The following is a 23,667-nucleotide window of genomic DNA, read 5'->3' as shown; positions in this document are numbered from 1 at the left end:
ATGATGAAAATAGTATTGGTTGAAGATGAATTTCCAGCCAGAAAGAAAATAAAAAAGTATTTAGAAAAAATCTCTGAGCCTTATACTATTGTAAAAGAATTAGAAGCAATTGAAGAGGTTTTATCGTATTTTCAATCAGAACCTGAAATTGATTTAATTTTTTCAGATATTGAATTGTTAGATGGAAATGTTTTTAATGCTTATAAAAATTTAAATATAAAAGCACCGATTATTTTTAGCACAGCCTACAATCAATTTTGGATGAATGCTTTTGAAACTACTGGGATAGCGTATTTATTAAAACCTTATTCATTTGAACGCTTTGAAGCTGCTATACAAAAGTATTTAACTTTAAAAAGTACATTGGTTGTAGAATCTAGTGAGCAACATGTACTAGAAAAACTAGAAAGTTATTTTAGCAAACAAAAAGAAGAGACAATAACATATCAAGATTTTATACCAGTTAAAACTTCCAGTTATGCATATTTTCTAAAAATTGAAGAAATAATGTACTTCCAAGCAGACTATGGTGTTATTGTTGCTTATGATAATTTAGATAAAAAGCATATTTTAAATCAAACTTCATTAAAGTCAGTAGAAGATCTTATAGATCCAACTATTTTTTTTAAAATTAATAGAAGTGAATTTGTAAATAGAAATTTTATTGAAAAAATAAGTAGATACACTAAAAATAGTGTTGCGGTACATCTGAGAAATAGTAAAACGATATTAAAGACAAGTCAAAATAGTACCGCTGCTTTTAATAATTGGTTGGGGCTATAAAAGGTAAAAACATGAAAAAGAAAAAATATATCATAACACTGTTTGTTGTACTATTTCCATTATTGATAATTCTAATTTCAAATTATTCAATAGAAAATTATTCAAAAGGAAAAACGTTTTCTAATGCTTCAGAAATTAAGAAAAACAAAGTTGGACTTGTTTTAGGTACAGCAAAAATGTTAAGCAATGGAATGGTTAATTTGTATTTTAAATACAGAATAGATGCTACTGTTGAATTATTTAAAAAAGGAAGAATAGATTTTGTACTTATAAGTGGCGACAATGGAAATAAAAGTTATGATGAGCCTACCGATTTTAAAAATGAATTAATGAAGTACGGAATCCCAGAAGATAAAATATTTTTGGACTATGCTGGTTTTAGAACTTTAGACTCTGTGGTTAGATGTAAAGAAATTTTTGGACAAGATAAGGTTACCATAATATCGCAAAAGTTCCATAATGAAAGAGCAATTTATTTAGCACATAATCATAATATAGAAGCGGTTGGATTTAATGCTAAAGATGTTTCAGGACGCTATGGTTTGAAAGTTAAATTAAGAGAATACTTAGCAAGAACAAAGGTTTTTATCGACATCTTATTTAGAGTTAAACCTAAATTTTTAGGGAAGAAAATAGAAATAAAATAATTTTTTCTAAAATTATAAATACCCCTGACACACCGCTGTCATTAGTCCGTTTTAAGTTTGTAGTGTACTAAAAAACTAAAGACAATTAAAATGGAAATTTTCAAAATTATTACGTTAGCACTATCAGGAAGCTTATTATTATTTGTAGGTATAATGAGATTAAGCAATCCTATAAAAACGTATTTAAAGAATTCAGGAGTTCAATTAGAAGAAGATGCTAATTTGTTGAATGAAATGAGAGGTGTAAGTGGGGTTATGCTATTAGGAGGTATTATTATTTTACTTGGAACAATGGTGTCTGAATTAACTTTTACTTCATTTGTAGTGGCGATATTAATTTTTTTAGGTTTTGGAATAGGAAGAGTATTAAGTATTAAATTTGATGGGAAACCAAATAAATTGATAATTCAAGGATTAATTTCAGAATTTATTTTAGCTAGTCTTAATCTTATCTGTTTGATAAGTTTGATAGCTTTATAAAATATTTATGAATATGTTGAATACAAAAGAGTCTGACTTATTAAAGTCAGACTCTTTTGTATATGTTTTATCGTATAGTTTCTTATATTTTTAAGTTAATAGAGTTAACCCAAATTTGATTTCTATCGTTAGTACTCTTAAAATTTTGTAGCATAAACTTTTTATCAAATTTTAATTTATCATTGAATAAAAGTTTTCCATTAACATAAACTTTTATTTTCTTTTTAAGATTAACCATTTCAGGAGAAATATTTACAGAGAAACTAGCTATGCGTGAAGTTTTAATTTTAAATGTGTTTTTGTCGTATTTAGCTATTATTTTTCCTGATTTTCTAGGGAATTTAAAAGCTTTAAAATCTACTTTTTTACTAATTAAACTATCATTTTTATTATAACCTAACCATTTATCAATTTTAAAATTTAATTGCTTATTCCAAGTTGCTTTCTTTGATAAAGTATCTAGTTTAATATTAGATAACCAATCTATGTTTCCATAGTTATTATCATCAAATTCCCAGTTGATTTTTTTAGGATAAGGATTTCGAATTCTATTATTTATGTCAGCAAAAAGAGTTTTATAGGCAGGCTCAGATTCATTAAATTTAGGAAACCAATGTGGAAAACCTTTGTATCTATAGTCTTTATAATCGGCATTTAAAGAGTCCATCATTTTAATTAAACTATCATTAGCATCTGGAGGGTAATAATAATCTTGATCTGTTGAAAAACTAATGAATGATCTATTTAATATGTTTTGGATAAAAGTTCCACCTGTATAAACTTGCGGATGTGTATTAAAACCATAAAAACCAGTAAACCCTGTTGGTTGTTTCATTAGATAAGAGAAGGAACCAGTAGCACCGTTAGAATGCCCGGAAATAAATACTTTATTATCATTTACATTTATAGATGTTTTTATTAGCTTCAATATTTCAGGAACCATTGAAAAACCATCATCAGAAGTCATCCAATTGTATTTTTTACTTGCTTTAGGAAAAACTAAAATCACGTCATTTTTATTGGCATACTTTGTATAGTATCTGTTCCATCCTCCTAAGTTAGTTTTAGGGATTTGATATTCAGAAAGAGAAGTATGTCTTACAGCCCCATGTAGAAAAAATAAAATAGGATATTTTTTATTAGGATTGTAATTTTTTGGTAAGTGAATAGTGAATGATGTCTTTGCTGAATCGTTGATTTTAAATGATAAAGAATAGTCTCTATGTTTTTTTCTTAAATATGGATTATAATTTTTAATACTCTGATATAATGATTTAATATTTTGATGAGTATTTAATTCGGTGTTTTTTGTTTTATAAAATTCATTTTCACTTTTAAGTAGCTTGTTAAAGAAAGCTTTCTTACTTATTTCGGCTTGTTTTTTTAATACCTTCCATCTATTATCATTGAAAAGATTTTGATAATCTACTTTAGCATATTCACCAACAATTAGTTCCCAACCAGGATAACCAGAACTGTCTTCTTCTAATTTGGCTAAAGGAGTTAAATATTCAAAAGCCTTATCCTTTTTATTTAAGCTGGCAGCCAATACGGAAGCCCAATATTGATCATCTTGAGAAATGCTGTCAGGATATTTTTTAAAAGCATTTTCGTATAGTTTAAAAGCTTTGTCATAATCAGCAGATTTACTATCTCTCTCTTTTATAGCTTTGGCTATAATACTTTTGTAACTTTCTTGTGCATTAACACAAAAAGTTATTGTAATAAATAAAAATGATATAAAAAATCTCATAGTAATAATTTTATGAGGCAAAATTATACACAAAGAATGAGGCAAACTTGTAAAAATGGAATGTTGCTTAAATTATAAGTGCCAAAAAGTATCTTCATTACCTAGTAATGTTCCTTTAGAGAAAAATGATTTAGGAGAATTCCCAGTTAAAGCTTTGTATATTTTAATGAAATGTGATTGATCATTATAATTAAATTGATGTGCTACTTTGGTGAAATTATCTTCAGGGTTTTCAAAAAGTTTTTGATGTATAGTTTTCCTAAAAAGCACAATTTTATGGTATGATTTGATTGAAAGTCCAAAGTGAGATTTGAAAACTTTATTTAGGTGTTGCCTACTAATATTAACAGCTTTAGAAAGTTCTTCCACTTTGAAATCATCATAATTATTAAAAATATATTCTAAAGTTTTTTCAAGTAAAGGATGTTCAAATTTCTCAAATCTTTCTTCTAAAAAATTATCTAATAGTTGAGTTATTTGTATGGTGTTTTTTGTTGAAAATATTTCTTCTAATTCATTTCGATTAAAAAAATCAAAATCAGAAATAAATTTATCAAAGCATAAGTCTTTATAAAATTGTTGAATACCTAATGGATGAAAAACAATAACAACACGATATACTTTACCTTTTTGTTTTACAGATAAAATTTTTTCTCTTATTGGAGTGAAAATCTGAAGTGAGTTTTTGTTAGCTTTAAATAGTATTTCATTAACCTCTAATTGTATATTAGGTTTATATAGAGAAATGGTGTTGTTATAATGCGGGAAACATTGAAAATTACTTGTGCTATTGTTCGGTTTTATATCTAAATAATAATAATCAACATATTTTTTGATTGTTGAACTTTTAGGCTTAAATGTTTCGAAAATAGTACTCATTTAAATTAGTTGAGAGTTTGCAAAAAAAATATAATTAATTTAGAGTTCTTTTACTATTCTACAAGGACTGCCAAGAGCTAAAACATTATCAGGAATATTTTTACTAACTACGCTACTAGCACCAATAGTAACATTATTCCCAATGGTAACACCTGGTAAAATTACAGAATTACCTCCAATCCAAACATTATCACCTATAGTAACTGGCTTAGAAAAAGTGATATAACGAGAATCATGTTCATTTTCCAATATTCTATCAGATGCTTTTATAGGATGACTAGCTGTGTATATTTGGACATATGGAGCAATTAATCCATTTTTTCCAATGGTAATTTTATTGTTATCTAAAAATATGCAATTGGTATTAATAAATGTATTTTTTCCTATTGAAATATTTTCTCCATAATCACAAAAAAAAGGTGTCTCAATCCAAACATCCGTTCCTTTAAATTCAAAAAGTTCTGATAAGATTTGTGCTCGTTCTTGAGTTAATTCAGAATCTAAATTATTATACTTATTTAATAAGTTTCTAGCTTTATGATATGTTTTAATTAACTCAGGATCTCTTGAGTTGTAGTGTTCACCATTAAGCATTTTCTCTTTTTCAGTCATTATTTATCTACTTAGAAATATGATAGGGATATATAAGCTGTAAAATATAAATTATTTAATAATTTGATTTAAATGATGTTCTAAATGATCAACATAATCAGTCATTAAAAAGTGTAAATCAGAAATATTATCAATATCCAATTCAATTTTATAATTAAGAGATTCTTCTGTTTGAAGTTTCATTATGTTAAGAATTCTATGGTTGATAGCAATCCAAAAACTAAGGAGTTCTTTAGTTTTAGCATTTTGATAATCGTTAGCAATTACTAATTCATTCTGATTGTACTTTCTAATTTTATAGGGTTTGTTTTCAAATTGAATTTCTGTAAATCGCTGGAGATTATTAACTCCAGAGTCTATCAAATGCCCTAAGATTTCTTTTTTAGACCATTTTTCAGGAGTTAGTTTCTTACTGATTTCTTCTTCTGAAGTCTTAGAAAAATACTCTAATCCTTTTTGTAATAAGTCTTCTAGTTTGTTTGTTGTTTTAACCATGTTTTTTTTTATTCCAGCGGACTCCACTCCAAATAGTTCCTAAAGAAACCATAAGCACACCAATATTTCCAGTATCAAAATTATCATCAGTAAAGAGTTTGTGTATTGTAATAATTACGATTAAAGCTGTTACTATAACGGCAAAATAATACCCTTTTTTAGTTTCTAATGTATTTTTCTTTCTGTGTAGTATTTTAATTACCAACTTAAACAAAATTATTGTCACCATTCTTTTTCTCAATATTCATAGAGCCTCTCTCTGCTCCATAAGTCCATAAAGCATAAAATTTTAGATTCAACTCCTTAGAACTTTCGTTGATTTTTATATCATTAATAGATGAAATTCTACAGTTTTCATAACCTTTTGTATTTCTAACGTCTGTATCTAAAACCCATTTAACCGTATTATTTTTTTTATACATTAAAATTGGAGATAAAGTATCATTTCTATTATCTAAGATTAATACTCCATTTTCTAATTTAAATATCTCGGTTTTCTCTGATAATTCAATTTTATTAATTTTTATAGCTTCAAAAGGCCCATCATCCATTCCACACCCTACATTAAATTGATACCAAACACTGATGGCAATAAATAAATAGCCAATTAAGAAAATTCCCGATATAATAGCAATTATAATACTTATGTTTAGTATTATTTTTTTCATAATTAATTGTAGTATTCTATTAACATGTAGAACTTTTTACTTTATCAGTAATTAATGCATCTTCTAGTTCAATAAAAACTAGAAACATGTAAAAATTAAAAGTATAAGAATAAACGCTGCGCAATTTTCTTTCAAATATAAGAAAATAGAAGATATATCAATTGTAAAAAATTTAATACGATGTACATAGATTTTGCTAATTTCGCGATTCAAAATTTAGCATTATGATTACGGTAGATCAATTAACAGTAGAATTTAGCGGGAGAACATTATTTAAAGATGTTTCTTTTGTTATAAATGAGAATGATAAAATAGCCTTAATGGGTAAAAATGGAGCAGGGAAGTCTACCATGATGAAGATTATTGCTGGAGTTTCAAAAGCCACTAAAGGAGGTGTTAGAACTCCAAAAGATACCGTAATAGCTTATTTACCACAGCATTTATTAATGGAGGATAATTGCACGGTAAAAGAGGAAGCATCTAAGGCTTTTGAAGGAATATTTGCTATGAAAGCAGAGATGGAATCTTTAAATAAGCAATTAGAAACTCGTACCGATTATGAGTCTGAAGAATACATGAAAATTATAGAACGTGTATCGGACTTAGGAGAAACATATTATGCTTTAGAAGAAATAAATTATGAAGCTGAAGTAGAAAAAGCTTTAAAAGGACTAGGGTTTAAACAGGAAGATTTTAATCGTTTAACTTCAGAGTTTAGTGGGGGGTGGCGTATGCGTATTGAGTTAGCAAAAATCTTATTGCAAAAGCCTGACTTAATTCTGTTAGATGAGCCTACAAACCACGTAGATATAGAATCGGTAATTTGGTTAGAAAACTTTTTATTAAACAAAGCTAAAGCCGTAGTTGTTATATCGCACGATAAAGCATTTATTGATAATATTACCAATAGAACTATTGAGGTAACTATGGGAACTATTCACGATTACAAAGCGAATTATTCTCATTATTTAGAGCTACGAAAGGAGCGAAGGGCACATCAATTAAAAGCATATCAAGAGCAACAAAAGTTTATTGCAGATACCAAAGCATTTATTGAACGTTTTAAAGGAACTTACTCAAAAACAAATCAAGTAGCTTCTAGAGAACGTATGTTAGAAAAGTTAGACATTGTAGAAATTGATGAGGTAGATACATCTTCATTAAAATTACGCTTTCCACCATCACCACGTTCTGGAGATTATCCTGTAAAAGTAGAAGGTTTAACTAAAGAGTATGGAGATTTAACTGTATTTAAAGATGCAAGTTTTTCTATAGCTAGAGGAGAAAAAGTTTCGTTTGTAGGAAGAAACGGAGAAGGGAAATCGACGATGATAAAAGCTATCATGGGAGAAATAGATTTTGAAGGAGAAGCTGGATTAGGGCACAATGCTAAAGTAGGCTACTTTGCACAAAATCAAGCATCTTTATTAGATCCAGAATTAACTATCTTTCAAACGGTAGATGAGGTAGCGGAAGGTGATGTAAGAACTCAAATTAAAAATATCTTAGGACGATTTATGTTCTCAGGTGATGATATTGATAAAAAAGTAAAAGTATTATCGGGAGGAGAAAAAACACGTTTGGCAATGGTGAAGTTATTATTAGAACCAGTAAACGTACTAATATTAGATGAGCCAACAAATCACTTAGATTTACGCTCTAAAGATGTGATTAAGGAAGCATTGTTGCATTTCGACGGAACTTTGATATTGGTATCTCACGACCGTGATTTCTTACAAGGATTGTCGCAAAAAGTATTTGAGTTTAAAGATAAACGTGTAATAGAGCATTTTGAAACAATAGATGCTTTCTTAGAACGAAATAATATCAAAGCTTTAAAAGAGATAGACTTATAGAAAAGAAAATTTATTAGAAATTATTCAGAGAATTTTTCAGCTAAAAGATTCCATAATTCAGGATAACCGTTGTCATAGCCTAAAGTCCAAATACCAACACCAGCTAGTTGCTGCTCTTTAATCCAATCGTATTTTAAAGCTAAAGACTTAGGGGTTTCAAACCATAATTGTCGGTAGGCATTGTGTTCTTTAAAACTGAGGTAAGTACTAGCGCTTTCTTTGTTAAATTGTACAGGGATTTTTAAAGAGTCAATATAAATTCTTTTAATAGTACTGTAGGTTGGACTCGATTTGTATTTGATTACTTTAGAAGGTACATTTTCTGATTTTGTATACCATTTAGCACCATAATAGGGGAGTCCGACAATAAGTTTAGAAGGAGATACTCCTTTTTTTAGGTAATATTTTATGGAATGTTCTAACCCATTTCCAAATTCGGAGCTATTTTTTAGTGGACTAATTGGACCTGCTTTGGAACTAAAGTTTCCGTAATAGTCGTATCCCATTAGCGTATAAAAATCAACAGAAGTGTTTATCTTTTTAATGTCAAAAATATAGTGCCAGTCATTAGCATAGAGGCATAAGGTGATTAGATAATTAGGATTGGCTTTTTTAAGTTTTTTAGAAATACGATTCACAAAAGAGGAAAAAAGTTGTTTGTCTTTTTTAGCAATACCTTCAAAGTCAATATTAATACCATCCGCTTTTCTGTAATCTAAAAGTGTTACTAGATTGTCAATTAATTTTTTTTGAGCTTTGGTATTACTTAAAAATGTAGCGTTGTTACTACTTCCAAAATTAGAGACCGATAAAAATACTTTGCAATTGTGAGCTTTAGCGCTGTCTATAATAGCAGTGGTTTTCCAGTTGCCTATATTTTTAGAAGTTCCTGTTGTGGGATTTACCTTATAAGAAAAATAAGAAAGTGCCCAGAGTAAGTCGAAATTATAATTTTTATAAACTGTGCCGTTAGAATAAAGATGCCAACCTAATGTTTTGTATTTCGAATTTCGTTTTACTTTTTTATGTTGAATCACTTTAGGAGAAGTCGTATTTACACTATCCCATTGCTCTTCGCTTAAATTACTGTTTAGTTTAGAAAGAAGTGCAGTTCTAGAACTTTTAAAAGGTTGTGAATCTTTTTTGGAATTACAACTATATAATAAACTCAAGAGTAGTGAGCTGTAAATAAAAGTTTTAGTTAAAGAGAGTTTAGTTAGTACCACAACATTTTTTGTATTTAAGACCGCTGTCACATAAACAAGGATCATTTCTAGAAATATCAATACGTTTAAAGTGAAGATTCATATCGTCCATGTCTTGTTTAAATATTTTTTCAAGCAAAGCATATAACTCGGGATGTTTTCTGGCTAATAGCTTAGGTCTTTCAAAGAAATACTCACTAGCAACAGAAAAAAATTCAGCTTTATTGGTTCCACCGTATGGATTTATGTCTGAATCTTCATTGTAAATTTCGTCAATTTTTTTGTTAATTAAATCAATCCAAGGAATGGTATATTGTTTTTCTAATAATACATGAGGTACACCATCAATATTTCCATCTAGTTTGTCTATTAAATGCACAAACTCATGAATGGCAGTATTCTTTTTATCAGATTCATTGGTGAAACCTAAATGCAAAGCAGGTTTAGACAAAATCATTTTGCCTTCCATATAGCCATTTCCTACCATACCTAAAATTCTACGGTTGTCGCCCTCAGTTTCAAAATGTTGATTAAACATATCTGGGTATAAGATAACTTCAGAAATGTTTGGGTATTTCCAATTAGGGAAATTAAAAATAGGAATCACAGCACTAGCACCTATAAGAAGTTTGTCGGTAATAGTAACCGTGGTATCTACACCAATAATTTTACAGTTTAAAATAAATTCATGGACTTTGAATTCGAACAATTCTTTTTCTTCAGAAGATAAGGCATTATAAAAAGTTACTTTTTGAGTTAAAATAATTGACCATTTCTTAGGGAAATTAGAAGTAGGTTGTTTCCATTTATTTGTTTCTGATTTAGTTTTACCAGTATTTCTAATAAGGATAAAAGCAATGATGAGTATAAAAAATAGAAAGAAAATCATTTTAAAAGAATAGCAGTTTTTTAATTAGAGGTTAAAAATAGTAATAATGAGATTATTTCATGTGTAAAAGTCTTCTCATTATCGATACATAAATTAACTTCATCTAATTTTTCTTAAAAAACAGATTTCTAGAAGTAATTTTATAATTAATAATTGAAAGTTTAAGTTTTCATTGTTAATTTTTGGTTATAGTTTAATGAAAAGAAGTATCTGAAAAGTATACTTCTTTTCTCATTTATAATAGTTTCTTATTAAAGAATTAGTTAGTTTATGTATATTTAATAAGGTTTAAATTATTAAAATGAAAACTATAGAAGTTAAGAAAGGAGAGATTTTACAATACAAAGGAGACCTTGAAACTATGGTTTATGAAGTGGTATCTGGACTTTTAAGAAGTTATACTATAGATGAGAAGGGGAAAGAACATATTTTTATGTTTGCTCCGGAAGGGTGGATTATAGCAGATGCTGTTGAAAAAGGACAACCTAGTGATTTTTTTATTGAAGCTCTTGAAGATTCAGTAATTCAAGTAAGAGAAAAAGATTTTAGTCAAATTTCTCCAAACGCTCCAGCCATAGCTAAAAGAATGATGGTACTTCAAAGAAGAATAATTATGCTAATGAGTTATTCAGGTTTACAACGTTATGAACATTTTATAGAAACATACCCTAATTTAACCCAAAGAGTGCCTCAAAGAATGATTGCTTCTTATTTAGGGATTACTCCAGAAGCGCTAAGCAAAGCTAAAGGAGACAAAATAAGAGCTTCACGATAATTTGAATTCTTAATATTTATTAATGCACACCAATTGTTGACAAAATACATTTGTGACAGTATTAATCATTAAAATAAATATTATGAAAGCATACATGTTAGCATTTGTACGTGTAAACGATTTAGAAACCTTTAATAAAGAGTATATAGAAAACGCAGTGCCTATTGTGCAACGTCATGGAGGAGTAACGGTAGCAGTTGATGAAAATCCATTAACTATTGAAGGAGCGGTACCAGAAGGGCGTGTTGTAATTGTAGAGTTTCCAACGAAGGTAGCAGCAGAAGCTTTTTATAATGATCCAGAGTATCAGGCTATAAAAGCTTGGCGTCAAAAAGTAAGTCAAAGTGATTCGATTATTTTAGAAAAAGGTTTCTAGGTTTTCCTTATATAAAGTCTCAAGAAGTAAATCAATAACCCTTTATTACTAAGGAAAATATAATGTGTAGAAAACATTATAAAAAAATAAAAGCTTACACAATGTAAGCTTTTATTTTAATTCCCCTAAAAATAATAAAACCGAAGCAGTTACTTCGGTTTTGCGGAGAAAGAGGGATTCGAACCCCCGGTCCTGTTACAGACAACGGTTTTCAAGACCGCCGCATTCGACCACTCTGCCATTTCTCCAGACCTGCTATCAAGTATTTCCTGATTGCGGGTGCAAATATAGTATATTTTATCTAAATGAACTACAACTTTTTTCTTTTATTATAAATCTTTTTTTGTTGGGAAATATTTTATGCGAATTCTAATTGGATAGAAGGGGAGTATTTAAAAGATGAAACCTGTATAAATAGAAAAAAGCTTACGTTGTAAGCTTTTTCTTTAATCCCCTAAAAAAAACCGAAGCTATTGCTTCGGTTTTGCGGAGAAAGAGGGATTCGAACCCCCGGTCCTGTTACAGACAACGGTTTTCAAGACCGCCGCATTCGACCACTCTGCCATTTCTCCTGACTAGCACTCAAGATATTTCCTTGAATGCGGGTGCAAATATAGTATCTTTTTTTAGTTCTGAAAAAGAAATAGACGGATTTTTTAATGGAAATTAAGAGTTTTTTGAAAGTGTAACCGTAAGTTTTTTACTATCAGTAAGTTTGGTACTGTGATTTTTTTTACTTTTTTTTAAAATTGAGTTCTCATTAGGTTGAAAAAGAAAAAACAAGTCATCAAAAATCTTTTTTACAGCCATATTATTTGAATAATAATGGTTTTTTCATTGCAATTATTCAGGGTAAATAATTTACTTTCGTCTTAAAATAAAGAAAACATGTTTAATTCATTTGGAAATATTTTAAAAGTAACCACATTTGGTGAATCACATGGTACTGCAATAGGAGGAGTTATTGATGGTTTTCCTGCAGGTATGGAAGTAGATTTAGAGGCTGTTCAATATGAATTAGACCGACGTAAACCGGGGCAGTCAAAAATTGTAACACAGCGTAAAGAACCAGATACTGTTGAGTTTTTATCTGGAATATTTGAAGGTAAAACAACAGGTGCCTCTATTGGTTTTGTAATTAAGAACACCAATCAGAAAAGTAAGGACTATAATCATAATACTAATGTGTATCGTCCATCTCATGCCGATTATACCTATGACAAGAAATATGGTATAAGAGATCATAGAGGAGGAGGACGTACTTCTGCTCGTGAAACAGCCAACTGGGTTGTTGCGGGAGCTTTGGCTAAACAATTAATAAAGCACATTAATATCAATGCCTTTACATCTTCAGTAGGTGATATTTTTATGGTAAAGCCTTATCAAGATTTAGATTTTTCAAAAACAGAAAGCAATATAGTGCGTTGTCCAGATGAAGCATCAGCAGAACAAATGATTGAAAAAATCAATCAAATAAGAAAAGCAGGTGATACCATAGGAGGTACAATTACTTGTGTGGCTCAAAATATGCCAGTTGGTTTAGGAGAACCAATTTTTCATAAGTTACATGCAGAATTAGGAAAAGCCATGTTGTCTATCAATGCAGTAAAAGGTTTTGAATTCGGAAGTGGTTTTTGTGGAGCTAAGATGCAAGGTTCAGAGCATAATGATATTTTTAATGAAGATGGAACAACGAGGACAAATCTTTCAGGTGGAGTGCAAGGAGGAATATCTAATGGAATGGATGTGTATTTTAGAGTAGCATTTAAACCTGTAGCTACCATTATGCAAAATCAAGAAACGATAAACTCAGAAGGAGAGGCCACTGAAATACATGGAAAGGGACGTCACGATCCTTGTGTAGTTCCAAGAGCTGTCCCTATTGTTGAAGCTTTAACGGCTTTAGTATTAGCAGATTTTTGGTTGCTTGATAAAATGAGAAGAGTTTAAAAAATTTATGATATTTTAATAGATAAAAAGAACGATGAGAAATTTAGTTACTAATTTTCTTATCGTTTTTCTTTTATAATATGGAGTTTTGAATATTGTTAATAAGCTATTCGAACATTAACATTTTCATGTTTCTTTTTCCTGTAATTTTATAAAGTCACTTCGAGTGATTCCGTTTTTCTATCGGAATTAGTTGTCGAGAAGTTTTCTAACGTGTTCTCGATAAAATCATTCTAAAGACACTTTTTATATAATTTTATTGAGACTAAAAATGGAGGACTACATTAAAGGGCGTGGTGCACAGCATAATACCCATAATAAATTTTTACATCATCAACATGAGGTGCTAGACGACTTTTTAAATTATTGTGAAGTAGAAAACGAAAAGGCTGACAATAACAAAACGTCGTACTTAGAAATTTATCCAAAAACTATTTTAAACAAAGTAACGAGCCCCGATATAGGATTTACATATTCAATGAATCCATACCAAGGATGTGAACACGGGTGTATTTATTGTTACGCAAGAAATAGTCATGAGTATTGGGGATATTCAGCAGGATTGGATTTTGAAAGAAAAATTTTATACAAAGCCAATGCAGCAGAATTATTAGAAAAAAAGCTACGAAGTAGGAGTTGGGAAGCACAAAATATTATGTTGTCGGGGAATACGGATTGTTATCAACCCATAGAAAAGAAGTTAAAAATTACACGAGCGATGTTAGAAGTGTTGTTAAAGCTAAAGCATCCAGTAAGTATAATTACTAAAAACTCATTAATACTTCGAGATTTAGATATTTTAAAAGAAATGGCTTCCATGAATTTGTTAAGGGTAAGTATTTCAATAACCTCTTTATCAGAAGAAACAAGAAGAGCGGTAGAGCCAAGAACAGCAACCATAAAAAAGAGATTAGAAACGGTAAAAGAATTAGCTAAGAATGGAATCCCAGTAAATGTTATGATGGCACCCATTATACCGTCAATAAATAGTCATGAAATTATACCTTTAGTAAAAAAGGTTAGTGAATTAGGAGCAAAGTCGGTTGGTTATACCGTGGTGCGTTTAAATGGTGCTATAGGAGAGATATTTACCAATTGGGTGCAGAAAGCATATCCAGATAGAGCAAACAAAATTCTACATCAAATAGAAGACTGTCATAACGGAACTTTAAACGACTCAAGATTTGCAACCAGAATGAGAGGAGAAGGGAAAATAGCAGAACAAATAACAATGCAGTTTAAGCTAGCTAGAAAACTGTATTTAAAAGAAAGTCATTTTCCTCCGTTAGATTTTACTAAATTTGATAAACACCAAACCAATCAATTGAATTTGTTTACATGAATCCATTAGAAAAATTGTTAACAGCATTAGAAGGAGAATGGGAAAAAGAAATTACGCTTAAGCGAAACGAATTCTTGGTAAATCAAGGAGATACGAATACCAATTTATATTTTGTAAAAGAAGGAAGTTTACGTGTTTTTATTAATGATGAGGTAGAAGAGCATACCATAAGGTTTGGGTATAGAAATTCAATAATAACCGCTTTGGATTGTTTTTTAACTGAACATCCGACCTCTTTTTTTATTCAAGCCTTAAAGAAATGCGAATTGAAAGTAATTTCTAAAGAACGATATATGCGTTTTATAAACTCTACAAAAGAGTATGAGGAAATTTGGAAAAAACTGTTGGAGAGTTTTGTGTATCAGCAAATAGAAAGAGAAATAGACCTGATAACCTATTCGCCACAAAAAAGATTTGAACGAGTATTTAAAAGAAGTCCACAGGTATTTCAAGAAATACCACAAAAGTATATAGCATCATATTTAAGAATGACACCAGAAACATTATCAAGAATATTAAAAACTCTTGATTAGGATCAAGAATTATAATAGTTAAAAGTCTCAATTTTGAAATAAAAATAGAGAATGGTTTTTAAAGTAACAGATTTATTCACAGAATTAGAACAATATGTAACAGCACATATTGAATATGCAGAAGCCTTACAAAAGGAGTCAGAAGCAAAACTTCAATCTAAAAAAAATGAGAAATCTTGGTCAGTTTTAGAATGCTTGGAACATTTAAATTTATATGCAGCATTTTATAATCCAGAAATAGCAAAAAGAATGAAAAGTTCAAAGTATCCCGCATCAAATACATTTACATCAGGATATTTAGGGAATAAGTTTGCTATAGATATGTTGCCTAAGAAAGGAATGAAAACAATGAACACTTTTAAAAGTAAAAACCCGATATATTCTAAATTAAAGAAGGAGGAAGTATTGCTGAGTTTTATAACTTTTCAAAAAGAACTTTTAGAATTGTTAAAAGTAGCAGCTAATAAGAACTTAACCAAAACTAAAACAAGTATAACTTTACCTTTATTAAAGTTGAGATTAGGAGATACTTTTCGATTTGTAATTCATCATAATGAGCGTCATATAGTACAAGCAAAAAAAGTATTTAACGAACTTTAAAAAGATTATAATTCATTATTTTATATTTTAGTCGAAGTTTAGACTTTATAAAATTGTAATGAATTTTAGTAACCCAATCATATTTTTTCTTTGCTCACTTGGTGTGTTTAACGGTTTTTTAGTGAGTATTTATTTCCTTTTTTTTAATAAACAAAAGCGAATACAAAATTTTTGGTTTGGGTTATTGGTCTTGTTTTTAAGTTTGCGAATAGGAAAGTCTGTTTATCGAATTTTTGCACCACAAGATCAAATAGATTTATTGGTTATGCAAGTAGGTTTGTCAGCTTGTTTTTTAATAGGAGTAACGTTATTTTACTATATAAAATCATCTATAGAAAATAGAAAGAGACTGCCTAAATCATGGATTATTCATTTTAGTATTCTTTTTTTATTTGTAACAATTGTAGGAATAGTAAAGCCCTATATAGGAAATGATGAATTTTGGGGAAACTTTATTTGGGTAATTTATGGAGTTTGGGGTGTGTACATTTTAGCCTCTTCTTATCTTTTAAAAGATATTGTAAAGAAAATATTTTCTAAGACAAGCAAATGCACTACAGCTGAACTTTGGTTAATAGGAGTTGTTTTAGCAAATGCTTTAATTTTTATAGCCTATATTGTAGGGTATTTCTTTTTGTATTTAGTAGGAACCATTACTTTTTCGGTAGTGTTTTATGTATTATTAATTTTCTTTTTATCAAAGAAGAATAGAGAAACTATTTTTCAAGATATTCCAGAAAAATATGCAGCTAAAAAAATACAAGATAATGAAGCTTCATTGCTAATTGAAAAGTTGGATGCTTTAATGAAACAAAAAGAATTGTATAAAAATAGTAATGTTAAACTGTTAGATATTGCAAAAGAATTACAGATTACATCTCACAAATTATCACAATTATTGAATGATAATATAGGAAAAAGCTTTGCAGCATTTTTAAATACTTATAGAATTGATGAAGCAAAGAATATTTTAAAAGAAAACACCAATTTAACATTAGAAACTGTAGGTTTTGAAGCAGGATTTTCTTCAAAATCAAACTTTTATGCTACGTTTAAAAAGCAGGTCGGGTTAACACCAGCGCAATATCAAAAACAGTTTTTGTAGTATAAAATTCTCCAGAATTATAATCTAGGACAACTGAATTATAATTAATCATTTCGTTTTTAGATGCTTTTAAGAAGTTTGGGTAAAACTAAAAATCTAAAAGATGAAAACTACATTTATTATTTGCCTAACGTTTACTCCTGTTTTATTTGGATTTCAAAAAGAACCTATAAGTAAAGAATTTTTACAAGCTAGTGTATATGGGGATAGAGTTATAAACAAGTCAATTATTAATTATGATAAGAGTTTTGTTTCCGATGATCGATTGTTCTATGAAAGTTTAATAAGTACTAAAACAGAAACACCAGATCAAAAATTAGTCAAGAAAACACTTCAAAATTATATTACTGGAAGTTCTTATAATAAGCTTGATTTAATAAAAAGTGCTTTTGCCTCAAATGCTACATTATATTTAACCGGAAGACAAGGATTTAAAAGATATACACCTGAAGAATATGCTAATTTCTTTAAGAATGGAGAAGCAGGGAAATTTAATGGCAGAGAAGGAAGAATATTAGAATTTGAAATTACAAAAGACATTGCAACAGCTAAGGTTGAAATTGCAGGCCCTAAACGAAAATGGGTATATATAGATTTATTCTTATTGAAAAAAATAGAAGGAAACTGGAAGATTATAAGTAAAACAGCTACAAAGGTTAGTGAAGTAAAAGCTAATTAGAATGAATAAAGTTTTTGTTTTATTATTTTCAATGTACTCAGTTGTAGTATTAAGTCAAGCATCAAAATCTACCATACCGTTTATTGATACAGATATAGAGTTAGACGGTAAACCAAATGAAGCTGTTTGGAAAAGACTACCTGAGGTAACCAATTTTCATAACCTAGCACCTACAGATATTGGTTTAGCTGAAAATCAAACTTCTGTAAAGTTGTTTCATAATGGAAAAAAATTATTTATAAATGCTATTTATAAGGACTCAACACCTAAAGTTCAAGTTAGTTCTTTGAAAAGAGATGTATCTATTGCATTAAGCGATGCTTTTATTATCGTATTTGATACTCAAAATCAACAACAAAGCGGATACTTATTTGCAAGTAATGCTTATGGTACACAAGTAGATGCTTTAGTAGAAAAAAGGAATCAAGGATATGGATTGAATTTTAGCTGGAGTACTATTTGGGAGGTTAAAACATCTCAAAAAGGGAACCACAAAATTTATGAAATAGCAATTCCATTAAAATCATTAAACTATAATAAAGACAATGCTGTTTTTGGAATGCAAATGTATGTTCGAGATATTAAAAATAATTCTTGGACAATAATGACCGATTTGTCTAGGAATTATCCAACTTTTGATTTACGTTTTACTAGACCTTTTACAGTAGAAAACTTACCAGATAAAACAGTTTCAAGGTTTGCTGTTGTTCCATCAGTTACGGTTAATTATCAAAAAGATGTAGAGAATAATAGCGATAAAACAGATTTTACTCCGAGTTTAGACGTACAATATAATGTAACTCCATCATTAAAATTAGATGTGACCTTAAATCCAGATTTCTCTCAAATTGATGTTGATCAACAGGTAACTAATCTTACACGTTTTTCAGTATTTTTTCCAGAGCGTAGAAATTTCTTTTTAGAGAATGCTGATTTATTTTCCAATCTGGGAGTTAATGGTATTAATCCTTTTTATTCAAGAAAAATAGGAGCGAGTAGCAATATTGATTTTGGTTTGAAATTATCAGGAAATGTTTCTTCTAAAACAAGAATAGGGGTTTTAAATGTTCAAACTGAAAAAGAGTTAGATAATCCTTCACAAAATTATGGGGCATTTGTAGCAGAGCAACAACTATCTAAAAACTTAACAACAACAGGTTTTTTAATAAATAGACAAGAAACAAATGGTTTTAGTTTTAAAAACGATTATAACAGAGTTGCTGGTGTTAATTTGAATTATAAATCGGATAATAATAAATGGATAGGGTTGGCTAATTATGGGAAGAGTTTTAATGATGGTATTTCTGGTGATAATAACTTTTATAACCTAGGGGTTTGGTTTAATAAACGAGGACTTTCATGGAATGCATCTATTAGAAATGTTCAAAAGAACTACATAACTGATGTTGGTTTTACTCCAAGATTGTATAATTATGATGCTATAAATGATGAGGTATTTAGAGAAGGGTATAAGCAAGTTTCAGCAGGAATTCAATATGTGAAGTTTTATGATGAATCTAAAAAGTTGAATAGAATTCGTTATATGAATTACGATAATCAAACGTATTTTGATCAAAATGGAAAGTTGAATCAAACATCACATTTTTTTAATTCGGCAGTATTTTTCAAAGATTTATCAGCTTTATATTATGTGTTTAATTATGATGTTATTGATTTAAAGTATGGCTTTGACCCTTTACGAAATGGAAATGCATTACAGCCCGATACCTATCGTTTTGGTTTATTAAAATTAGGGTACAATTCAGCCAATAACCAGAAATTACGATATAGATTTAATATTCAGAAAGGAAACTATTATTCGGGAGATAGAATTGCAGGAGGTGTTTATTTAAATTATCAGTTATTGCCTTTTGCTAATATAGAAGCGTCCTATGATGTTAATTCTATCGATTTAAAAGAACTAGGAAAGGAAACTTTTCATTTAACAAGGTTCACAGGAGAAATATTTTTTAATACACGTTTAAACTGGACAACCTATGTGCAATACAATACACAACAAGATAACTTTAATATAAATAGTAGACTTCAATGGGAGTATAAGCCGTTGTCATATGTGTATTTGGTTGTAAGTGATAATTTTAATAAAAATTTTCATAGAAAAAACTGGGGAATTGCTTTTAAAATGAATTATAGGTTTGATTTTTAGATACATAAATTGCATAATTGAAAAACGCTCGGTAATCCCGAGCGTTTTTTATTATTTTTGATTGTAATTAAATATAAGACTTTGACTAATCAGTTATTATTTTTATTAAGTGCAATTGGCGGTTTAAACGGTATTTTATTAAGCGCATATTTTGCCTTTTTTATAAAAAATAGAAATCGTTCTACTTATTTTTTATCAGCTTTAATTTTGGCTTTAAGTATTCGAATAACAAAGTCAGCTTTTTTATTTATAAATCGGAATATTTTTGAATTTTTTATAGAGTTTGGTTTAATAGCTTGTGCTTTAATAGGTCCTTTTTTATATCTCTATATCAAGGAAACTAAAAGAACTACAGTAGCTAAAAAATCATATACTTGGTTATGGCATGTTATTCCAGCTATAGTTATAATGGTTGTTTGGTTTTATTTTTATCCATATAAAAAGAATAAAGGAAAATTATGGGGCTTAGGATTTATGTCGTTTGGTTACTTGTTATATACACAGTGGTTTATTTACATTTTAATATCGGGGTATTTAATAAAGGATAGTTTAAAAAAGTTGTTTTCTAAAAATGAAAAGCTAACAGATAAAGAGTTTTGGTTAGTTAATTTGGTTTTAGGAATAGGAATTGTTTGGTTGGCTTATAAAACAGTAAACTATACTTCTTACATAGTTGGAGCTTTATCTTTTTCATTTATTTTCTATTTGTCTTTAGTTATTTGGTTTATGAGAAGAAAAAAAGCAACTATATTTTTTGAAGAAGAGGAAAAATATAAAGTTAGTTTGATATCAGATGAAGAAGCTATTTTAATAAAAAAGAAGCTATCTGAAGTGTTTAAAGAAAAACATTTGTTTAGAAATCATACTGTAAAACTAAAAGATTTAGCTAAAGAGATTCATGTTACTCCGCATCAACTATCACAATTTTTAAATAATAATCTACAAAAATCATTTAACCAATATATAAATGAATTTAGAGTAGAAGAGGCAAAGAAAATATTAAAAACGAATGATAGTTTTACTTTAGAAGCTATAGGTTATGAAGTAGGATTTTCATCAAATACTACATTTTATACTGCTTTCAAAAAAGTAACCGGAAGTACACCAGCTCAGTATAGAAAGCAATTTAAAGGTTGATTTTTATTCAGAATTATAATATTGAAGAACTTCAAAGTATAAAAATTAGTTGTTTGTCTTTGGTTTTTAGAAGTTTGAAGAAATATTTATAATTATGAAAAAAACAGCAATTTTATTAATAATGATTTTGACTATTCAAACTGTCATAGGACAAACTGAAATAGAAAAGATAAATACAACTCTTTTAAATTATATTGAAGGAACTGCAAATGGGGAACCAGAAAGAGTTCGAAAAGCTTTTGATGAAAATTTAAATTTATATCATATCAAAAACGATACTTTAGTAACATGGAAAGGAAAGAATTATGTTAATAATATAAAAGAAGGTAAAAAGAAAAATAGAATAGGGCGTATTATTTCTGTAGATTATGAAAATGATGCAGCAATGGCTAAAGTTGAAATTTTAATGCCAAAATGGAAACGAATATATACAGATTATATGATGCTTTTAAAAATAAAAGGTGAATGGAAAATAGTTCATAAATCATTTACCTATAGAAAATACCCTGAATAATAAAAGCTCGCTTATAGCGAGCTTTTTTATAATAAATTAAGAATGTTGTTATTTTATATCTAAGAAAATTCCAGCTGTAAAAGATGGATTAGCAGCAATAACTCTTCCAGAAAAAGCTGAGTCAAAACCAGCAGATACTCCTAGTTTATTTGTTATATAGTAAGCTCCTTCAAAACCAAAGCTTGTATACTCAACATTATTTGCAAAAATACTTCCATTACTATTAGCAGCATTTAACGTTCCATTTTTGAAAGATTTTACAAGGTTTAAACGAGTTATAATCCAAAACTTTCTATTGAATAAGTTAAGACCAGCTTCAAGTCCTCCTCTAAATTCGTCAGAAAAACCTTTAGATCGATTGTTATATCCAATATGCGTTTTTGCATAAAAAGGTAAACCATTAAATGCTGTAGAATAACCTAATGAAGTAGATAAATATTGGTTGAATTCTCCATCTCCAGTTTGGTAACTTCCATCACTACCACCAGAATCATCACCAGTTGGTAATCCTAAAAGTAATTTTACATCTGCTGCCCATTTTCCTTTCTTGTAAAATGCATATCTAGCACCAAAGTCTACATCACCAAAAGAGTTAAAAGATTCTCCATTTTGAATTACGTTATTATTGGTCCCTGATATTTGATTGTTTTGCGCAGCTCTTGAAAAAAACGGAACATAAGCAATAAGGTCTATTTTATTAGTAAGTCCATATTCAGCATAAACATTAGTGTTGAATTGTGTTCTTGTTACATTTGGATCTATTGCTCCAGTATTTGTATAATGTTGATCTGATTTTAAATACCATGCAGATAATTTATAATAACCTTTTCCTTTTCCTTTAGACCATTGTGCAAATAATGAATTTGAACAAGTAATTATTAAGCCTAATAATATGATATATTTTTTCATTTCTTTGTATTCTAAATTATTTAATTTCTGCATCTCCAACTTTTACACTAAATGGTTTACACCAATATAATAAGTGGTTAAAATCATCTATTCCAGTATTTTTAATAGTATAGGTATGCGCACCATTAAATACAGTAACTTTTTGTATTTCTTTAGCTCCACCTACTGTATTAGGATTGTTTGTCATGTATAAGTATAAACCTGGTAATGCTGTAGAAGCGTTGTAGTCTGCATTAATACTTAATTCTAAATCGTTAGTACCAGGGATTTCTTTTAATGTAAATGTTCCTGATAATGCATAACTACTAGTCGTTTTTATTGTTCCTGTTTTTTCTTTAGGGCCACTACCCGTGATGGTTAAAGTATTTTCGTCAGTAGTTGTATTACCATTTAAAGTTACACTAGCTGTAATAGTAACAGAGCCAATTGCATTAGCAGTAACTAAACCAGTAGAAGAAACACTAGCTATGTTTGAGTTTGAGCTAGACCAAGTTATTTGTGGGGTTTGTACTTGTCCTGTTTGATCTGTATATGTTGTAGTGTATTGATGCGTTTGATTAGTGTCGGCATCTAATTCAGTAACAGGATTGTTAATTGTTAATCTTTCAGCTACACCAACTACAGTTAATACATCTTCTGTAGAAACAGCGTTACCATTTATAGTAACTGTAGCAGTAATGGTTGCATCACCTAAAGCTACAGCAGTAATTAAACCACTACTAGAAACTGATAAAATAGCTGAATTAGAACTAGACCATGTTATTGGATGCGTTTCATTTTCGCCTAAATCGTTTGTATAAGTTGTAGTGTATTGATGAGTTGTATTTATAGTTAAATTCTGTAATAAATTATTAATTTCTATTTTAGGTTCCGCTTTAACAACAGTAATTTCATTTTCATTCGTAACTACTTTTCCTTCTGAAGTTATTACAGAGGCAGTAACTGTTGATGTACCAATTTTTAAAGCAGTAACTAAACCTGAATTAGAAACAGATATAATATCAGGACTAGAGGATGTCCAAGTTATGTTTGGGGTTTGTACTTCACCAACGTTATCAGTGTATTTGGTATTGTATTGAAAAGTGCCTTTAATGGTAAGTTCTTGAATAGACGTACTAAAAGTTAGTTTTTCATCAACTCTGTCGTCTATAATATCATTTTGAACACAACTTTGTAGTAGTATTACTGATAGTACAAATAAGATTCGTAAATGTTTCATTTAATTTTTTTTGATGGGTTGTTTAACCCTCAGTTCGTCGAAAAAAAAATGATACATTACATTTAGAAATAAAAAAACTCGGAATAAACATTCC

The 23,667-nt window shown here is 29.1% G+C and carries 25 protein-coding genes and 2 tRNA genes; 15 read left to right on the top strand and 12 right to left on the bottom strand.

Translation table 11 applies throughout. The annotated features are described in order from the left end of the window. The 3 genes from MHN29_RS17410 (at position 1) to MHN29_RS17400 (ending at position 1,910) form a co-directional block, all read left to right on the top strand. Complete coding sequence (locus MHN29_RS17410) at positions 1–783, top strand: LytTR family DNA-binding domain-containing protein (protein WP_235275950.1); 783 nt, start codon at positions 1–3, stop codon at positions 781–783. 11 nt (positions 784–794) lie between these two features. Then, the gene (locus MHN29_RS17405) at positions 795–1,430 is read left to right on the top strand and encodes a vancomycin high temperature exclusion protein (RefSeq protein WP_235275949.1); all 636 of its coding nucleotides are present in this window, start codon (positions 795–797) and stop codon (positions 1,428–1,430) included. Positions 1,431–1,520: 90 nt separating this feature from the next. Beyond that, positions 1,521–1,910, top strand: coding sequence for a DUF4345 domain-containing protein (locus MHN29_RS17400; RefSeq protein WP_235275948.1), 390 nt, complete (start codon positions 1,521–1,523; stop codon positions 1,908–1,910). Between the two features lie 82 nt (positions 1,911–1,992). Here the strand turns inward: MHN29_RS17400 and MHN29_RS17395 are convergent, their stop codons facing one another. The 6 genes from MHN29_RS17395 to MHN29_RS17370 form a co-directional block, all read right to left on the bottom strand. Continuing rightward, a complete protein-coding gene (locus tag MHN29_RS17395) occupies positions 1,993–3,663 on the bottom strand; it encodes an alpha/beta hydrolase-fold protein (protein ID WP_235275947.1) in 1,671 nt (556 codons plus the stop codon). Positions 3,664–3,735: 72 nt separating this feature from the next. After that, positions 3,736–4,542 (bottom strand): AraC family transcriptional regulator, encoded by an 807-nt coding sequence (locus tag MHN29_RS17390; protein WP_235275946.1) that lies wholly within the window; start codon positions 4,540–4,542, stop codon positions 3,736–3,738. Positions 4,543–4,581: 39 nt separating this feature from the next. Next, positions 4,582–5,154 carry a sugar O-acetyltransferase gene (locus MHN29_RS17385; protein WP_235275945.1) on the bottom strand — a complete coding sequence of 191 codons (573 nt, stop codon included), beginning with the start codon at positions 5,152–5,154 and terminating at the stop codon, positions 4,582–4,584. Positions 5,155–5,205: 51 nt separating this feature from the next. Then, complete coding sequence (locus tag MHN29_RS17380; RefSeq protein WP_235275944.1) at positions 5,206–5,649, bottom strand: DinB family protein; 444 nt, start codon at positions 5,647–5,649, stop codon at positions 5,206–5,208. After that, positions 5,642–5,878, bottom strand: a complete 237-nt coding sequence (locus tag MHN29_RS17375) for a hypothetical protein (RefSeq protein ID WP_235275943.1) — start codon at positions 5,876–5,878, stop codon at positions 5,642–5,644. Before MHN29_RS17375 ends, MHN29_RS17380 begins: the two co-directional genes overlap by 8 nt. Then, entirely contained in the window at positions 5,856–6,317 is a 462-nt protein-coding gene (locus MHN29_RS17370) for a hypothetical protein (protein WP_235275942.1), read from the bottom strand. Before MHN29_RS17370 ends, MHN29_RS17375 begins: the two co-directional genes overlap by 23 nt. A gap of 224 nt (positions 6,318–6,541) precedes the next feature. On the opposite strand from MHN29_RS17370, the gene MHN29_RS17365 reads away from it, so the two are divergent. Then, the gene (locus MHN29_RS17365; protein ID WP_150901509.1) at positions 6,542–8,173 is read left to right on the top strand and encodes an ABC-F family ATP-binding cassette domain-containing protein; all 1,632 of its coding nucleotides are present in this window, start codon (positions 6,542–6,544) and stop codon (positions 8,171–8,173) included. A gap of 20 nt (positions 8,174–8,193) precedes the next feature. Here MHN29_RS17365 and MHN29_RS17360 read toward each other — a convergent pair whose 3' ends face one another. Both MHN29_RS17360 and MHN29_RS17355 read right to left on the bottom strand, forming a co-directional pair. Then, positions 8,194–9,345, bottom strand: a complete 1,152-nt coding sequence (locus tag MHN29_RS17360) for a glycosyl hydrolase family 18 protein (protein WP_235275941.1) — start codon at positions 9,343–9,345, stop codon at positions 8,194–8,196. Positions 9,346–9,385: 40 nt separating this feature from the next. Continuing rightward, positions 9,386–10,267: a zinc-dependent peptidase gene (locus tag MHN29_RS17355; RefSeq protein ID WP_235275940.1), complete on the bottom strand. Its 882-nt coding sequence runs from the start codon at positions 10,265–10,267 to the stop codon at positions 9,386–9,388. 301 nt (positions 10,268–10,568) lie between these two features. Between MHN29_RS17355 and MHN29_RS17350 the strand changes: the two genes are divergently transcribed. Further along, a complete protein-coding gene (locus MHN29_RS17350; protein WP_235275939.1) occupies positions 10,569–11,042 on the top strand; it encodes a Crp/Fnr family transcriptional regulator in 474 nt (157 codons plus the stop codon). An 82-nt stretch (positions 11,043–11,124) separates the two neighbouring features. Beyond that, the gene (locus tag MHN29_RS17345) at positions 11,125–11,418 is read left to right on the top strand and encodes a DUF1330 domain-containing protein (RefSeq protein WP_235275938.1); all 294 of its coding nucleotides are present in this window, start codon (positions 11,125–11,127) and stop codon (positions 11,416–11,418) included. 163 nt (positions 11,419–11,581) lie between these two features. Here MHN29_RS17345 and MHN29_RS17340 read toward each other — a convergent pair. Next, a tRNA-Ser gene (locus MHN29_RS17340) sits at positions 11,582–11,666 on the bottom strand. Positions 11,667–11,905: 239 nt separating this feature from the next. Further along, positions 11,906–11,990 (bottom strand) — tRNA-Ser (locus MHN29_RS17335). 316 nt (positions 11,991–12,306) lie between these two features. Between MHN29_RS17335 and aroC the strand changes: the two genes are divergently transcribed. From aroC to MHN29_RS17290, 9 genes are all read left to right on the top strand, one after another. Beyond that, positions 12,307–13,368, top strand: coding sequence for a chorismate synthase (aroC, locus tag MHN29_RS17330; RefSeq protein ID WP_235275937.1), 1,062 nt, complete (start codon positions 12,307–12,309; stop codon positions 13,366–13,368). 271 nt (positions 13,369–13,639) lie between these two features. Beyond that, positions 13,640–14,710, top strand: coding sequence for a PA0069 family radical SAM protein (locus tag MHN29_RS17325; protein ID WP_235275936.1), 1,071 nt, complete (start codon positions 13,640–13,642; stop codon positions 14,708–14,710). Beyond that, positions 14,707–15,243 (top strand): Crp/Fnr family transcriptional regulator, encoded by a 537-nt coding sequence (locus MHN29_RS17320; RefSeq protein WP_235275935.1) that lies wholly within the window; start codon positions 14,707–14,709, stop codon positions 15,241–15,243. Before MHN29_RS17325 ends, MHN29_RS17320 begins: the two co-directional genes overlap by 4 nt. A gap of 51 nt (positions 15,244–15,294) precedes the next feature. After that, positions 15,295–15,843 carry a DinB family protein gene (locus MHN29_RS17315; protein ID WP_235275934.1) on the top strand — a complete coding sequence of 183 codons (549 nt, stop codon included), beginning with the start codon at positions 15,295–15,297 and terminating at the stop codon, positions 15,841–15,843. 202 nt (positions 15,844–16,045) lie between these two features. Further along, positions 16,046–16,948 (top strand): helix-turn-helix domain-containing protein, encoded by a 903-nt coding sequence (locus MHN29_RS17310; RefSeq protein ID WP_235275933.1) that lies wholly within the window; start codon positions 16,046–16,048, stop codon positions 16,946–16,948. A gap of 103 nt (positions 16,949–17,051) precedes the next feature. Further along, positions 17,052–17,627: a nuclear transport factor 2 family protein gene (locus MHN29_RS17305; RefSeq protein ID WP_235275932.1), complete on the top strand. Its 576-nt coding sequence runs from the start codon at positions 17,052–17,054 to the stop codon at positions 17,625–17,627. 1 nt (position 17,628) lies between these two features. Next, entirely contained in the window at positions 17,629–19,794 is a 2,166-nt protein-coding gene (locus MHN29_RS17300; RefSeq protein ID WP_235275931.1) for a DUF5916 domain-containing protein, read from the top strand. An 81-nt stretch (positions 19,795–19,875) separates the two neighbouring features. After that, positions 19,876–20,931 (top strand): AraC family transcriptional regulator, encoded by a 1,056-nt coding sequence (locus MHN29_RS17295; protein WP_235275930.1) that lies wholly within the window; start codon positions 19,876–19,878, stop codon positions 20,929–20,931. Between the two features lie 94 nt (positions 20,932–21,025). Next, a complete protein-coding gene (locus MHN29_RS17290) occupies positions 21,026–21,445 on the top strand; it encodes a nuclear transport factor 2 family protein (RefSeq protein WP_235275929.1) in 420 nt (139 codons plus the stop codon). 48 nt (positions 21,446–21,493) lie between these two features. Here MHN29_RS17290 and MHN29_RS17285 read toward each other — a convergent pair whose 3' ends face one another. Both MHN29_RS17285 and MHN29_RS17280 read right to left on the bottom strand, forming a co-directional pair. After that, positions 21,494–22,387: a hypothetical protein gene (locus MHN29_RS17285; RefSeq protein ID WP_235275928.1), complete on the bottom strand. Its 894-nt coding sequence runs from the start codon at positions 22,385–22,387 to the stop codon at positions 21,494–21,496. Beyond that, positions 22,371–23,573 carry an Ig-like domain-containing protein gene (locus tag MHN29_RS17280; protein WP_235275927.1) on the bottom strand — a complete coding sequence of 401 codons (1,203 nt, stop codon included), beginning with the start codon at positions 23,571–23,573 and terminating at the stop codon, positions 22,371–22,373. The genes MHN29_RS17285 and MHN29_RS17280 overlap by 17 nt, the downstream gene beginning before the upstream one ends. Between the last annotated feature and the right edge of the window lie 94 nt (positions 23,574–23,667).

The sequence above is a fragment of the Tenacibaculum sp. Cn5-46 genome (assembly GCF_022347705.1).
GTDB classification, from domain to species: Bacteria; Bacteroidota; Bacteroidia; order Flavobacteriales; family Flavobacteriaceae; genus Polaribacter; species Polaribacter aiptasiae.
This window is presented reverse-complemented; position numbering and strand designations above follow the sequence as displayed.

Excerpts from the sequence above, each read along its gene's own strand:
- MHN29_RS17390 (WP_235275946.1), bottom strand. The coding sequence starts at position 4,542 with ATGAGTACTATTTTCGAAACATTTAAGCCTAAAAGTTCAACAATCAAA.
- MHN29_RS17355 (WP_235275940.1), bottom strand. The coding sequence starts at position 10,267 with ATGATTTTCTTTCTATTTTTTATACTCATCATTGCTTTTATCCTTATT.
- MHN29_RS17395 (WP_235275947.1), bottom strand. The coding sequence starts at position 3,663 with ATGAGATTTTTTATATCATTTTTATTTATTACAATAACTTTTTGTGTT.
- MHN29_RS17365 (WP_150901509.1), top strand. The coding sequence starts at position 6,542 with ATGATTACGGTAGATCAATTAACAGTAGAATTTAGCGGGAGAACATTA.
- MHN29_RS17405 (WP_235275949.1), top strand. The coding sequence starts at position 795 with ATGAAAAAGAAAAAATATATCATAACACTGTTTGTTGTACTATTTCCA.
- MHN29_RS17315 (WP_235275934.1), top strand. The coding sequence starts at position 15,295 with ATGGTTTTTAAAGTAACAGATTTATTCACAGAATTAGAACAATATGTA.
- MHN29_RS17345 (WP_235275938.1), top strand. The coding sequence starts at position 11,125 with ATGAAAGCATACATGTTAGCATTTGTACGTGTAAACGATTTAGAAACC.
- MHN29_RS17325 (WP_235275936.1), top strand. The coding sequence starts at position 13,640 with ATGGAGGACTACATTAAAGGGCGTGGTGCACAGCATAATACCCATAAT.
- MHN29_RS17300 (WP_235275931.1), top strand. The coding sequence starts at position 17,629 with ATGAATAAAGTTTTTGTTTTATTATTTTCAATGTACTCAGTTGTAGTA.
- MHN29_RS17380 (WP_235275944.1), bottom strand. The coding sequence starts at position 5,649 with ATGGTTAAAACAACAAACAAACTAGAAGACTTATTACAAAAAGGATTA.
- MHN29_RS17280 (WP_235275927.1), bottom strand. The coding sequence starts at position 23,573 with ATGAAACATTTACGAATCTTATTTGTACTATCAGTAATACTACTACAA.
- MHN29_RS17385 (WP_235275945.1), bottom strand. The coding sequence starts at position 5,154 with ATGACTGAAAAAGAGAAAATGCTTAATGGTGAACACTACAACTCAAGA.
- MHN29_RS17305 (WP_235275932.1), top strand. The coding sequence starts at position 17,052 with ATGAAAACTACATTTATTATTTGCCTAACGTTTACTCCTGTTTTATTT.
- MHN29_RS17400 (WP_235275948.1), top strand. The coding sequence starts at position 1,521 with ATGGAAATTTTCAAAATTATTACGTTAGCACTATCAGGAAGCTTATTA.
- MHN29_RS17375 (WP_235275943.1), bottom strand. The coding sequence starts at position 5,878 with ATGGTGACAATAATTTTGTTTAAGTTGGTAATTAAAATACTACACAGA.
- MHN29_RS17290 (WP_235275929.1), top strand. The coding sequence starts at position 21,026 with ATGAAAAAAACAGCAATTTTATTAATAATGATTTTGACTATTCAAACT.
- MHN29_RS17320 (WP_235275935.1), top strand. The coding sequence starts at position 14,707 with ATGAATCCATTAGAAAAATTGTTAACAGCATTAGAAGGAGAATGGGAA.
- MHN29_RS17370 (WP_235275942.1), bottom strand. The coding sequence starts at position 6,317 with ATGAAAAAAATAATACTAAACATAAGTATTATAATTGCTATTATATCG.
- MHN29_RS17285 (WP_235275928.1), bottom strand. The coding sequence starts at position 22,387 with ATGCAGAAATTAAATAATTTAGAATACAAAGAAATGAAAAAATATATC.
- MHN29_RS17410 (WP_235275950.1), top strand. The coding sequence starts at position 1 with ATGATGAAAATAGTATTGGTTGAAGATGAATTTCCAGCCAGAAAGAAA.
- MHN29_RS17350 (WP_235275939.1), top strand. The coding sequence starts at position 10,569 with ATGAAAACTATAGAAGTTAAGAAAGGAGAGATTTTACAATACAAAGGA.
- aroC (WP_235275937.1), top strand. The coding sequence starts at position 12,307 with ATGTTTAATTCATTTGGAAATATTTTAAAAGTAACCACATTTGGTGAA.